The organism is Cupriavidus sp. 01T418, from assembly GCF_056398885.1.
Genome location: NZ_JBFTQG010000001.1, coordinates 402,029 through 414,521 on the forward strand (window position 1 = coordinate 402,029; position 12,493 = coordinate 414,521).

Annotated in this window: 9 protein-coding genes; 5 read left to right on the top strand and 4 right to left on the bottom strand. The window is 68.7% G+C overall.

Features of this window, described 5'->3' with window-relative positions; genetic code table 11:
• Nucleotides 1-34: 34 nt before the first annotated feature.
• On the bottom strand, nucleotides 35-2,305 hold the full coding sequence (locus AC1DQ3_RS01825; protein WP_477118453.1) for a mechanosensitive ion channel family protein: 2,271 nt from the start codon (nucleotides 2,303-2,305) through the stop codon (nucleotides 35-37).
• A 399-nt stretch (nucleotides 2,306-2,704) separates the two neighbouring features.
• Here AC1DQ3_RS01825 and AC1DQ3_RS01830 point away from each other — a divergent pair, with 399 nt between their 5' ends.
• The 4 genes from AC1DQ3_RS01830 (at nucleotide 2,705) to AC1DQ3_RS01845 (ending at nucleotide 6,130) form a co-directional block, all read left to right on the top strand.
• Complete coding sequence (locus AC1DQ3_RS01830) at nucleotides 2,705-3,115, top strand: sunset domain-containing protein (protein ID WP_477118454.1); 411 nt, start codon at nucleotides 2,705-2,707, stop codon at nucleotides 3,113-3,115.
• Between the two features lie 31 nt (nucleotides 3,116-3,146).
• A complete protein-coding gene (locus AC1DQ3_RS01835) occupies nucleotides 3,147-3,392 on the top strand; it encodes a GlsB/YeaQ/YmgE family stress response membrane protein (RefSeq protein ID WP_477118455.1) in 246 nt (81 codons plus the stop codon).
• 319 nt (nucleotides 3,393-3,711) lie between these two features.
• Nucleotides 3,712-4,494 carry an SDR family NAD(P)-dependent oxidoreductase gene (locus AC1DQ3_RS01840; protein WP_477118456.1) on the top strand — a complete coding sequence of 261 codons (783 nt, stop codon included), beginning with the start codon at nucleotides 3,712-3,714 and terminating at the stop codon, nucleotides 4,492-4,494.
• A 58-nt stretch (nucleotides 4,495-4,552) separates the two neighbouring features.
• Nucleotides 4,553-6,130 carry a fatty acid--CoA ligase gene (locus AC1DQ3_RS01845; protein WP_477118504.1) on the top strand — a complete coding sequence of 526 codons (1,578 nt, stop codon included), beginning with the start codon at nucleotides 4,553-4,555 and terminating at the stop codon, nucleotides 6,128-6,130.
• 55 nt (nucleotides 6,131-6,185) lie between these two features.
• Here the strand turns inward: AC1DQ3_RS01845 and AC1DQ3_RS01850 are convergent, their stop codons facing one another.
• Nucleotides 6,186-7,421 (bottom strand): acyl-CoA dehydrogenase family protein, encoded by a 1,236-nt coding sequence (locus AC1DQ3_RS01850; protein ID WP_477118457.1) that lies wholly within the window; start codon nucleotides 7,419-7,421, stop codon nucleotides 6,186-6,188.
• Nucleotides 7,422-7,467: 46 nt separating this feature from the next.
• The gene (locus tag AC1DQ3_RS01855) at nucleotides 7,468-8,613 is read right to left on the bottom strand and encodes an acyl-CoA dehydrogenase family protein (RefSeq protein WP_477118458.1); all 1,146 of its coding nucleotides are present in this window, start codon (nucleotides 8,611-8,613) and stop codon (nucleotides 7,468-7,470) included.
• Nucleotides 8,614-9,014: 401 nt separating this feature from the next.
• Between AC1DQ3_RS01855 and AC1DQ3_RS01860 the strand changes: the two genes are divergently transcribed.
• Nucleotides 9,015-11,777, top strand: a complete 2,763-nt coding sequence (locus AC1DQ3_RS01860) for a winged helix-turn-helix domain-containing protein (RefSeq protein ID WP_477118459.1) — start codon at nucleotides 9,015-9,017, stop codon at nucleotides 11,775-11,777.
• A gap of 41 nt (nucleotides 11,778-11,818) precedes the next feature.
• Here AC1DQ3_RS01860 and AC1DQ3_RS01865 read toward each other — a convergent pair whose 3' ends face one another.
• Nucleotides 11,819-12,490, bottom strand: coding sequence for a nitroreductase (locus AC1DQ3_RS01865; RefSeq protein ID WP_477118460.1), 672 nt, complete (start codon nucleotides 12,488-12,490; stop codon nucleotides 11,819-11,821).
• Between the last annotated feature and the right edge of the window lie 3 nt (nucleotides 12,491-12,493).

A 12,493-nucleotide genomic window follows, 5' to 3' on the forward strand; every position in this document is an offset into this window, starting at 1 on the left:
TTTCTGCGTACACCGGGTGCCTCCCGCCGCGGGCTTAGCCAGCCGCGGGCGCGCCTGGCGCGCGGGCGGCAGCGCCGGCACCCGCCGCCGCCTCGTCAGCCTGCACGGCCGCGGCTGTTCCGCCTTCGACCTGCACCGTCACCCGCTGGGTGGCCATGCTGATACCGTGCTGGTCAAACTTGCGTTTGAGCCGGACATTGAAGGCGCGCGTGATCTCCGCCTGGGTCAGGGGACGGGTCTTGAACTGGGCCAGCACCACCGACCCGTTGGGGTCGAAGCGGTCGAGTCCAAGGATATCGAGGCCGGACAGCAGGTTCCGGGCATAGCGGAAATCGCGTGCCACCTCGTTGCCGGTCTCGCGGATCAGTTCGATGGCGCGATCGAGATCGCTGCCATAGGCCACGCCGATGTTGAACACGGCAAATGCATGGCCGCGCGACAGATTCTTGACGGCCTTGATCTGGCTGTAGGGCAGGACGTGGAGCGCGCCCTTGCCGTCGCGCAGTTTCACGGTGCGGATGGTCATGGCCTCCACGACGCCGGCATGGTCGGGCAGTTCCACCGAATCGCCGATGGCGATGGAGTCTTCCACCACGATAAACAGGCCGGTGATCAGGTCCTGCACCAGGCTTTGCGCGCCGAAGCCGATCGCCAGGCCGACCACGCCGGCGCCGGCCAGCAGCGGCGTGACGTTGACGCCGAGGTTGGCCAGCACCACGATCAGCGTGATGACCAGCAGCGCCACGAACAAGGCATTGCGCACCAGCGGCAGGATGGTCTTGGCGCGCAGGCTGGGCTGCTGCCCGCGGCCGTACGCGGGCGCCAAAGTCTGGGTGATGGCCGTATCGATCAGCAGCCACAGCAGCCACGACAACAGCACCGTGCTGGTCACGCTGAACACGGCCTCGCCGATGCGCCTGCCGACCGCCGTCGATTCAATCAATGAGAGCAGGGATTCGCCCCAGATGCGGCTGGCCAGTTCGAAGTAGGCGAACCAGATCGCCACCCGCATCAGTGCCACCGCAAAGCGCCCGAAGCGCGCCAGGTAGGCGGAGCGCTGGCGGTCGCGAAACCGCGGCGGGCGACGCGAGGCCTTGGGCGAGCGGCCGGTGATGAGCGTCAGCAACAGCGCGGCGACGAACAGCGCCACCGAGCCCACCGTGCGCCGCAGGAAGATGTCCGCGTAGCCGGTCGCCAGCACCGTGCCCGCCACCGAGGCCACCACCACCGCCAGCACCGGCAGGTGCCAGGTCGAGCCCGCCAGGCGCAGCAGGTCCATGATGGCGGGATGTCCCTGGCGGAAGGCCAGCGGCCGGTTGCTGATGATCTGGCCGATCTGCCGGCGAAAGCGCACAGTGAACGCGCCGATCAGCAGCGCCGCGGCAATATTGGCCAAGGTGGAGATCAGAGCGGAAAAGTTGGCGCCGAGCGGAGCGATCACCCTGGGGTCGGTAGTGACGTCGCCCAGCGCCGCCAGTGCGCCGGTGGTGAACAGCAGCCCGCGCGAGTGCAGCAGCAGGTCGCGCACCGCATGGGCACGATGGGCCGAGACGAACAGCGCGAAGATGACCTGGCACACGGCGCCCACAACGCCCCCGGCCACCACCGAATAGGCGATCACCATGCCGGCCATGCTGGCGGGCGAGCGTTCGAACACGGTGCTGGAGAACTGCATCGCCAGGGCGAAGGCGGCTACCCACGGCGCCACCCTGCGCAACATGTAAAACCCGACGTCCATCCAGGACGGTACCGCCGGCAGCTCACGGTGCGCCGATGGCGGCAGGCGCCGGTTGCGCACGCGCCTGACGGTTTCCCTCAGCAGCCATCCTGCCAGGAACCAGACCACGAGCACGGTGCCGAACTCCCGCGCCGATTGCCACGGCGAGCGGGTCCCGTTGATGGTCAGCGCGGCCAGCCACTCCGCGCCGGCGAATTCGGTCCGCCAGCGCCAGTAATGCCATGGCCCCTTGTCCTTGCCCAGTGTCGTGTCGAGATGGTCGACCGCCTCCGCAAGCGCGCCGAGCAGGCCCGGCTGCGCCGCCGACGCAGCGCTGGCCGCGCCGACGCCCCTGCGCAGCGTCTGCAACTGCTCGACCAGGGCCTTGCGCTCCTTGTCGTTCTGTAGCGTCGTGATCACCTGGTCGAGCGACTGGGCGAGCGGCTCGCTGGCCGCCGGTTGCGAGGCCGGCGCGGCTTCGGCCTTGACGACCGCCGTCAGCGAGGCCAGCCTGGGCGGCGCGGCGGTTGCCGGGCGCGCCAGCAGGGTGCTGGCCAGCGCGAGCCATAGCACCAGCAGCAGGCGCATCCGCCACGCGGCCCGCCGTGCCGAATGGACTGCATCGGGGCGTGGCTGGGAAGCCCCGGGCCGGCACGCGGCGGTTGGCGCGGCGGTTGTCGTCCTTGGGGACCTGTTCAGGGGCGTCATCGCATATGGGTCTGGAGCTTCCGGCCGTTACCGGGGAATGCCTGACACTGTAGCGCATCGCGGATACCGCGCACCCGTCCGATCTACGCTTGCCGGTTTGGGTATTTTGAAGCACATCTCCGGCATGTTTGTCCATCCGAACGCTGCGGCACCCGGCTCGCGGTCAACGCAGTGCCGGTGCCAGCCGTTGAGGGAGGTATTGCGTGTCGGTCGGGTTGCGGCTGTATGCAGCCCTGTCGTTTCCTTGTCCCCTTGGCATTGTTACCGCAGGAGCCTGTCATGAATGCTATGAAAGCCGTGAACACCTTGTCCTCCGTCACCCACTCGTTGGCCCTGTCCGGCTCGCTTGGCCGGCGCATCGGCATGCCGATGCTGCTGGCCGCCGCGCTCGTCATCTCGATCCCGCAGCTGGCCCGCGCCCAGACGGCTCCTGCCGCTCCCGCCGCGCCGATGGCCAGGCCGGCCGCTCCCACTCCCTCTGCCTCCATGCCGATGGCCAAGCCGGCTGCGCCCGCTGCCGCCGCCGCTCCGGGTGGCGGGGCAGGGCAGGTATGGGCCAACAAGAACTCCAAGGTCTATCATTGCCCCGGCACCAAGTACTATGGCAAGACCAAGAACGGCGCCTACATGAGTGAAGCCGATGCCACCGCGCAAGGCTTCCATCCGGACCACGGGAAGGCATGCAAGTAAGCCGCGCAAATCGCTGGCAGGAGGCTATGACATGCACTTGATCTGGGTCGTTCTTATCGGCTTCCTCGCCGGACTGGTCGCGCGCATGCTGACACCCGGCCGCGGACCGAGCGGCTTCTTCCTTACCGCCGGGCTGGGCATCGTCGGCTCGCTGGCCGCGACCTTCCTCGGGCAAGCGCTGGGCTGGTACCGGGCTGGACAGTCCGCCGGCTTTATCGGTGCCGTGGTGGGCGCGGTGATCCTGCTGCTGCTGTATCACCTGGCGACCAGGCGCTAGTGCCCGCATCGTCCGCATCGTCCGCATCGTCCGTGGGTTCGTAAGTTCGCAGGTTCGCTAGTCTGCAGTCAGCCGTTGTGCGCGGGCGTGACCCGTGCGCAACGGCGTTGGCCATGCCACGCAGCGCATCCCGTGTGCTTTCGTGCATTCGTCGCTTCCGACGATGCGTGCCGCGCCGCCATCCCCGAATCTTCATACCACGCTGGCCGGTCCGCTTCGCGGCCTGCCGGACGCAGGCATTCCGCCGCCCGCGCATCGCCGCGCGCCGGAGGGAATGATTCAGCAGATACGGAAAAACGTGGAAATACGTGGAGAAGCGATGGAACTCGATGCATCGGTTACGGCAGTCATCACGGGTGGGGCCTCGGGCCTGGGCGAAGCCACCGCGCGCGCGCTGGCGGCGCATGGCGTGCGCGTCGCGCTGTTCGACATGAACGCGGAAAAAGGCGAAGCCGTGGCACGCGAACTGGGCGGCGTGTTCTGCCAGGTCAACGTGACCTCGGAGGCCGAGGTTGAAGCCGGTTTCGCCAAGGCACGCGCGGCGCTCGGCCAGGAACGCATCCTGGTCAACTGCGCCGGTACCGGCAACGCCATCAAGACCGCATCGCGCGCCAAGGAAGCGCCGGACCAGATCCGCTTTTTTGCCTCGGATGCGTTCGAACGCATCATCCAGATCAACCTGATCGGCTCCTTCCGCTGCCTGGCGCGCTCGGCCGCCGGCATGCTGACGCTGGAGGCGCGCGAAGGCGATCGCGGCGTCATCATCAACACCGCTTCGGTGGCGGCGCAGGACGGGCAGATGGGCCAGGCCGCGTACTCGGCCTCCAAGGCCGGCGTGGTTGGCATGACCCTGCCGATCGCGCGCGACTTGTCCGGCGAGGGCATTCGCGTCAACACCATCATGCCCGGCATCTTCAACACGCCGCTGCTGCAAGGTGCGCAGGAACACGTCAAGGCAGCGCTGGCCGCCTCGGTGCCGTTCCCCAAGCGGCTCGGCGCGCCGGAGGAGTTTGCCTCGCTCGTGCTGGAGATGTGCCGGAACGGCTATTTCAACGGCGAGTCGGTACGGCTCGACGGCGCCATCCGCATGGCCCCGCGCTGATTCCTCACCCAGAAAAAAGGACGCGCGCATGCAGCAGGACCGAGAGAAGGAGGCGCTGATGGATTTCAGTTACCTGACGACACTGCCGCACGCGCTGCGTCATTTCGCGCAGCGGCGGCCCGATGCCGTGGCCTATGCCTTCGAGGGCAGGCTCACGACGTACCGCGAGTTCGACCGCCAAACCGACAGCGTCGCCCAGGCGCTGGCGGCCGCGGGCATCGGGCCGGGGGACCGCATTGGCTATATCGGCAAGAACTGCGATCACTATTTCGAGTTGCTGCTGGGCGCTGCCAAGGCCGGCGCCGTGATGGCGCCGGCAAGCTGGCGCCTGGCGCCCCCGGAGGTTGGCTATATCGTCGGCCACTCCGATGCCGTGCTGCTGTTCGTCGGGCCGGAATCGGTGGAACTGGTGCGCGGGCTGCTGCCGACGCTGCCGCTGGTGCGCGGCGTGATTGCCATGGAAGTCGGCGAGGCGGACTGGCCAGCCTACACCGCGTGGCGCGACGCGCACGCGCCCGTGCCGCCGGCGCACCAGCCCAGCGCGCACGATGTCGTGTTGCAGCTTTACACATCCGGCACCACGGGCCGTCCCAAGGGCGCCATGCTGACCCATCGCAATCTCACCGCCGGCACGCAGGCGAGCGAGCGGGAGGATATTCCGTGGTCGCGCTGGACGGATGACGATGTCTCGCTGGTGGCGATGCCGGTGGCGCATATCGGTGGCTCGGGGTGGGGTTTGCGCAGTTTGCTGGCTGGCGCCAAAGGCGTGGTCGCGCGCGATTTCGATCCGGCCGCGGTGCTGGATTTCTTTGAGCGCGAGCGCGTGAGCAAGCTGTTCCTGGTGCCTGCCGCGATGCAGTTCGTCTTGCGCGATCCGCGTGCGCGCAGCATCGACTATTCGCGGTTGAAGACGCTGCTCTACGGTGCCGCCCCGATTCCCGCGGCTTTGCTGCGCGAAGGCATCGAGGTATTCGGCTGTGGGTTCGCGCAACAGTACGGCATGACTGAAACCACCGGTACGGTGGTGGCCTTGCCGCCGGAGGACCACACCACCGAGGACGTGCCGCGCATGCGGGCCGCCGGCAAGCCCTTGCCCGGCGTGGAAGTGGTGGTGGTGGACTGGGAAGGCCGACGCCTGCCGCCTGGGGAAGTCGGCGAGCTGATGATCCGGTCGCCGCAGAATATGGCCGGCTACTGGAAGCAGCCCGACGAGACCGCGCGCACGATCGACGCCGAAGGCTGGCTGCGGACCGGCGATGCGGGTTATCTCGATGCCGAGGGTTATGTCTATATCCACGACCGGGTCAAGGACATGATCATCAGCGGGGGGGAGAACGTGTATCCCGCCGAAGTGGAGAGCGCTATCTATGGGCATCCGCAAGTGGCGGACGTCGCAGTGATCGGCGTGCCCGACGAAAAGTGGGGCGAGGCGGTCAAGGCGATTGTCGTGTTGAAAGCCGGACAGGTTGCTGACCGCCAGGGCATCCTGGCGTGGGCGCGCGAGCGGCTGGCTGGCTACAAGATCCCGAAGAGTATTGAATTTGTGGATGCGTTGCCGCGGAATCCTTCGGGGAAGCTGTTGCGGCGGAAATTGCGGGAGCCGTATTGGGACGGGTTCAGTCGGAGGGTGAATTGAGGGGGCGGGCGCTCGCGGGAGCGAAGACGCTCACTGCGGGCCCGCTCCCACTCTCTCAGAGCCCCAGCACCAGCTTCGCGATAATGTTCCGCTGGATCTCGTTTGACCCGGCGTAGATCGATGCCTTGCGATAGTTGAAGTAGCGCGGTGCCAGCGGCGCAGCGTAGTCGGGGCCCACCTGCGGGCCCGCGGTGCGTCCCTGCTGCTCAGCCCAGCCATCCTGCACGAAGGGCAGTGCGTAAGGGCCGGCGGCTTCCACCGCCAGTTCGCTGATGGCCTGGATGGTTTCCGTGCCTACCAGCTTGAGCATGCTGGAGGCCGCGCCGATCGAGGTGCCGGACGCCACGCTGGAGAACAGCCGCAACTCGCTCGCTTCCAGCGCGGCGGCGCGGACATGCAGTTCGGCCAGTTTGCGGCGCAAGCCGGGGTCGTCGAGCAGGCGGCCGCCATTTTCGCCGGGTTCGTTTGCCGCAATGCGCGCTACCTTGCCCAGTTGCTGGCGCAGCATCGGACCGTAGCTGCCGCCGCGTTCGAATTCGAGCAGATACTTGGCGTAGGTCCAGCCCAGGCCTTCCTCGCCGATGCGGTTCCCGAGCGGCACGCGCACGTCTTCAAAAAACACCTGGTTGACTTCCTGCTGGCCGGCGACCGGCCCGTCCAGCGTGGGCAGCGGGGCGATCGTGATGCCGGGGGTGCGCATATCCACCAGCACGAAGGAGATGCCGTCCTGGCGGCGTGCGTCGCGGCTGGTGCGTACCAGGCAGAACATCCAGTCGGCCCATTGCGCATGCGTGGTCCAGATCTTGGAACCGTTGAGCAGGTAGTGCTCGCCGTCCTGGTCGCGACCACGCTCGGCGCGCATCTGCAGGGAGGCCAGGTCGGAGCCGGAGTTGGGTTCGGAGTAGCCCTGGCACCACCAGATGTCGGAGCGCAGGATGGGCGGCAGGAAACGCGCCTTTTGCTCCGGGGTGCCGTATTTCATGATCACCGGTGCCACCATCTTCAGGCCCATCGGCGATACGGTCGGGCAGCCGGCGGCGGCAGTCTCGGCCTGGAACAGGTAGCGCTGGGCCGGCGTCCAGCCCGGGCCGCCATACTCCTCGGGCCAGTTGGGCGCGGCCCAGCCGCGTTCAAACAGCTTCTTCTGCCAGCGCACCTGGCCTTCCTTGTCGAGGTAGCCATTCTTGGTGCGCGCCATCATGGCCTTGAGCCCGGGGTCGAAGGCTTCGGTGATCCAGGCGCGGACCTCGTCGCGGAACTGCAGTTCTTGCGGGGAGAAATCGAGATGCATCGGTGGGCCTCGGGATGATCGTCAGTGCGGGTCAGGGTGCGTGCGCTCACGCGGCAACCGGATACAGCAGGTCGGCGTAGCGGCGCAGGTGATGTTCGGTCGAGCCAAACTGCAGGTCGATGGCGGTGACGCGCTTGAAGTAATGCCCGACGGCAAGCTCTTCGGTTACGCCCATGCCGCCGTGGATCTGTACCGCGGCCTGGCCCACGAACTTGCCCGCCTGTCCGGCCTGCGCCTTGGCGGCGCTGGCGGCCAGCGCGCGCTGCGCGGGGTCCGCGCCTGCCTGCATGGCGGCGACCTGGGTCAGCGCCACGGTTTGTTCCAGCTGCACATACATGTCGGCCATGCGATGCTGCAGCACCTGGAAGGTGGCGATCGGCACGCCGAACTGCTTGCGCTGGCGCGCGTAGTCGACCGTATCGCCGAGCATCCGGCTCATGGCGCCGCCGGCTTCGGCGCACAGCGCCACGGCTGCCTCGTCGCTCAGGCGCTCGATCAGCGCCAGCGCCTCGCCCTCGGCGCCCAGCAAGGCGCTGTCCGGCACGAAGACGTTGTCGAGCAGGACGTCGGCTGCGCGCGAACCGTCTACCGTGGGGTATTCGCGCAGCGTCACGCCAGGCGCATCGCGCTCGATCCAGAACAGGCTGATGCCGGCGCGGTCGCGGCGCTCGCCCGCGCTGCGTGCGCTTACCACCAGGTGCGTGGCCCACGGCGCGGCCACCACCACCGCCTTGTGCCCGCTCAGGCGCCAGCCGCCCTCGCCACGCCTGGCGGTGGTCTCGACGTCGTGCAGGCAGTAGCGGCTGCGCGGCTCGCCGTGCGCCCAGGCTACCGTCGCCTCGCCGCCGATGATGGCGGGCAGCCAGCTGGCGGCCAGCGCTTCGCTGCCATGCAGCAAGGCACCGCCGCCGAGCACCACGGTCGACAGGTAGGGCTCGACCACCAGATGGCGGCCAAACTGCTCCAACACGATCATGTGTTCGATGGCATTGCCGCCCAGCCCGCCGAAGCGTTCCGGGAATGCCGCGCCGAGCAGGCCCAGCTCCTGCGCCAGCGCTTTCCAGCACGCCGGCCGCCAGCCCGCCGGCGAGCGGATTGCCGCCTGGCGCGCCTCGAATTGGTAGTGGTCGGCCAGGTAGCGCGCGAGCGTGTCGCGCAGCATCGATTGTTCTTCGCTGAATTGGAAATCCACGGTGGATCCTCGGCACGGTTGCTTGCTTAAGGGCACTTGCCATTATGCGAAGCGGTCGCCGGGCCGCATCGTCGGATACGACGAATCGCGCTTCGCCGCGCGCGTGCCGGTGCGCCGTTTGCGGCGCCGCACCAAGGCGCGTTCGTCGCTTCCGACGATGCCCGGGGCGGCCGCCTGTCCGGACAATGTGGGTCGTCGTCTTGCCTGTCCAATTGCCAGGGCCCTACGGTCCTGCGGACCCGGCGCACATGGACGAGCCGGGTGCCGTGCGGGCGTTTACGCCATAATCAGCCGTTCGATCCCTGGCGCATGTGGCGCCAGCAGCCGGCCACCATCAGCCGGTGCCGATCGCGCGGCACCCGCCCGGCGCGGGTGCCGCCGCCAACAGGAAGACACGGCGAATGGCAACAATCGAGGAGACCAGCGTGGGCCATCGGGGCGCCGCCCGCGCTGCCACGCTGGTGGCAAAGCTGCGCCCGCCCATGCTGACCCCGTTCCAGGTGGAGCGCCGCGCCATTTGCGATGCGGTGTGCGCGGCCGGTTTCGTCAAGCTGGTGCTGGTGCGCGCGCCGGCCGGTTTCGGCAAGACCACCGCCATGCTGCAATGCCGCGCGCGGCTGGACGCCGACGGCATTGCCACCGCCTGGCTCACGCTGGACCGCGCGGACAACGACGCCACGCGCTTTCTCGGCTCGCTCGAAGCCGCTTTCGAACTGGTGTTGCGCAAGGGCGGCGCGCCGCTGGCCGCCGGCCAGCCGGCCCCGCAGTCGCTTGGCGAGCAGGCCCTGGCGCTGATCGACCGCATGGCCGGCCACGACCGCCCCTTTACCCTGTTCCTGGACGACTTCGAGGCCTTGCAGAATCCCGCCGTGGCCGGCCTGGTCTGGCAGGTGGTGGAGCAACTGCCACCCGGCGGCCGCCTGGTGGTCGGCACGCGCTGGGTGCCGGATTCCGGGCTGGCGCGCTTGCGCGCGCGCGGCGAGCTGCTGGAGATCGAGCCCGCCCAGCTACGCTTTACCGCCGACGAAACCGATCACTTCCTGCGCGGCGCGCGCGGCCTGGCGCTGCAACCCGCGGCCATCTCCACCCTGCATCGCCGCACCGAAGGCTGGGCCACCGCGCTGTGGCTGGCCTCGGTGGCGCTGGAGCGGCGCGGCCAGCCGGATGCCTTCATTGCCGGCTTCTCCGGCTCCAATGCCGCCATCGCCGACTACCTCGTCGAAGACGTCTACCTGCACCTGCCGGACGCCGTGCGCGCCTTCCTGCTGCGCACCTCCATCCTCGACCAGCTCAGCGGGCCCCTGTGCGACGCCGTGTGCTGCGCCGCCGACAGCCAGGAGATCCTCGCCTGGCTGGAGCGCGCCAACCTGTTCCTGATGCCGCTGGACGGCGAGCGCCATGGCGGCGCCGAGCGTCCGGCCCAGCCCAATACGCGCTGGTACCGTTACCACAGCCTGTTCTCCAGCTTCCTGCGCGCGCAGCTGCAGCAGGCCATGCCGGACGCGGTGCCCGCCTTGCAGATGGCCGCGTCGCGCTGGTACGAGCAGCAGGACCGGCCGGTGCCCGCCATCGAGCATGCGCTGGCTGCAGGCGCGGTCGCCCACGCGCTGCCGCTGATGGCGCGCGCGGTGGATGATTTGCTGGCGCTAGGCCGCATGCGCCTGTTGACGCGCTGGCTGGACGCCGTGCCGGCCGACGCGCTGGCGGCGTGGCCCAAGCTGCAGATCGCCCACGTCTGGGCGCTGTCGTTTACGCGCGGCCCGGCTGACGCCATTGCGCTGCTGCAGACCATCCCGCTGGCCGGCGCGGAGGGCGATCTGCTCGCCCATGTGCGCGCGCTGCGCCATATGCTGCTGAACATGATGGACCGCTTCGACGAGGCACGCGCCTACAGCCGCGACGATCCCCTGCCGCTGCCGATGGGCTACCCGTTCCCGGACTCCATCCTTGCCACCTCGATGGCGCGCATGGCCGCGGTCACCGGTGACTACCGCGAAGCGCGGCGGCTGCTGGGCGTGGCCCGGCAGGTGGTGCGCGGCTCCGACAGCAACTTCAACAAGATCTTTTCGGAGTCGGTGGAGGGGCTGATCGACCTGCGCCAGGGCCGCCTGCAGCAGGCGCTGGCGCGCTTCCGGATTGCCGCCAGCACCATGCTGCCGAACCGCTACGGCCCCACCAACGGCAACGCCATGGCCGGCATCCTGCTGGCCGACGCGCTCTACGAGATCAACGAGCGCGAGCGCGCGGAGCGCCTGCTCAATGTGTACGTACCGCTGGCGCGCGACCTGGGCCTGCCCGACCAGATCATCAGCGGCCATACCGTGCTGGCCCGTATCGCCTGCGATCGCGGGGACGTGGATGGCGCGCACGAATGGCTGGCCGCGCTCGAACACCTCGGCCATCATCGCGGCCTGCCGCGGCTGGTGCTGGGTGCCATGCTGGAGCGCGCACGCCTGGCCTTGCTGCAGGGCAACCGCCATGCCGCCGAGGAGGCGCTGCGGCACGCCGCGGACCCGGCGCTGTGGCGGGCCCGGCCCGGCGCCAGCACCGTCAGCTCCTTCGCCAACGACCTGGAAGACGTGGCCATGGGGCAGCTGCGGCTCGCGCTGTTCAGCGAGCCCTCGGCCGCCACGCGCGAGGCCATCGAGAAGGAACTCGGCGCCGCCGAGCGCGCGCAACTGATGCGGCGCGCGCTCAAGCTGCGCATCCTGCTGGCGCTGGCCTGCCAGCGCAGCGGCGATGCCGCGCGCGCGCTGCTCGTGATGGGCGAGGCGTTGCGCTTCGGTGCCGCGGAAGGATTTATCCGCATCTTTGCCGACGAGAGCGCGGAGATCCGGCGGCTGGCAGGCGAAGCCTGTGTGCGCCAGGGCAGCGCGCTGCCCGCGGGATACGTGGAACGGTTGCTGCAGGCTTGCGGCGGTGCGCCGGAGCCGGCGGACCCCGCCGCCATGCAGGCGCGCCACGGCTTGCTGGAGGCGCTGACGCCCAAGGAGCAGAAGGTGCTGCATTTGCTGGCCGAGGGCTTTTCCAATGTGGCGATGGCCGAGCGGCTCTTCGTCTCGGAGACCACGGTGCGTACCCACCTGCGCAATATCAGCGCGAAGCTGCGAGCGAGCAACCGCACGCAGGCGGTCGCCATCGCGCGGCAACTGGGCTTGCTGTAAAGGTTGTCCCGGATACCAGGATCGGATCAGATCAGATCCGATCAGATTCCGATGAATTCCGCGTATTCCTCCAGCGGCGCGCGCGCGGCGCGAAGCTGGTTGGCCGGCGCTTCGGGATCCTCGTAGCCGATCGCCATGCCGGCAAACAGCATGCGTTCGGCAGGCAGGGAGAGAAAGCCCGAGACCGTTTCCGGATACATCGCCCAGCATTCCTGCGCGCAGCTGTCCAGGCCGTGCTCGCGCAGCAGCAGCATCACGGTTTGCAGGTACATGCCGAGGTCCGACCATTGCGGCGGGCCCATGCGGCGGTCCACGGTACAGAACAAGGCCAGCGGCGCGCCGAAGAACGTGAAGTTATTGGCAAACTGCGCAATGCGTGCGCGCTTGTTCTCGCGCGGGATGCCCAGGCAGCGATAAAGGTCTTCGCCCACCTGGAAGCGGCGCTCCCGGTAGGGCGAGACCAGCTCGCGCGGGTAGATATCGTACGCGAAGCGTTCGCCGCCGGGCGCGCCGGCAATGCGCTCGCGCATGGTGGCCTTGAGCCGCTCCAGCGGCTCGCCGCCCACCACGTGCAGGTGCCAGGGCTGGAGGTTGCCCCCCGAGGGCGCCCGCGCCGCCTGCTCCAGCACCTCGCGGATGATATCGGGCGGCACCGGGGTGTTCAGGAAGCCGCGCACCGATTTGCGGGTCTGGACTGCCATGCTGACGTTCACGCT

Coding starts and splice junctions, on each gene's coding strand:
- AC1DQ3_RS01825 (WP_477118453.1), bottom strand. CDS start 2,305: ATGCGCCTGCTGCTGGTGCTATGGCTCGCGCTGGCCAGCACCCTGCTG.
- AC1DQ3_RS01830 (WP_477118454.1), top strand. CDS start 2,705: ATGAATGCTATGAAAGCCGTGAACACCTTGTCCTCCGTCACCCACTCG.
- AC1DQ3_RS01835 (WP_477118455.1), top strand. CDS start 3,147: ATGCACTTGATCTGGGTCGTTCTTATCGGCTTCCTCGCCGGACTGGTC.
- AC1DQ3_RS01840 (WP_477118456.1), top strand. CDS start 3,712: ATGGAACTCGATGCATCGGTTACGGCAGTCATCACGGGTGGGGCCTCG.
- AC1DQ3_RS01845 (WP_477118504.1), top strand. CDS start 4,553: ATGGATTTCAGTTACCTGACGACACTGCCGCACGCGCTGCGTCATTTC.
- AC1DQ3_RS01850 (WP_477118457.1), bottom strand. CDS start 7,421: ATGCATCTCGATTTCTCCCCGCAAGAACTGCAGTTCCGCGACGAGGTC.
- AC1DQ3_RS01860 (WP_477118459.1), top strand. CDS start 9,015: ATGGCAACAATCGAGGAGACCAGCGTGGGCCATCGGGGCGCCGCCCGC.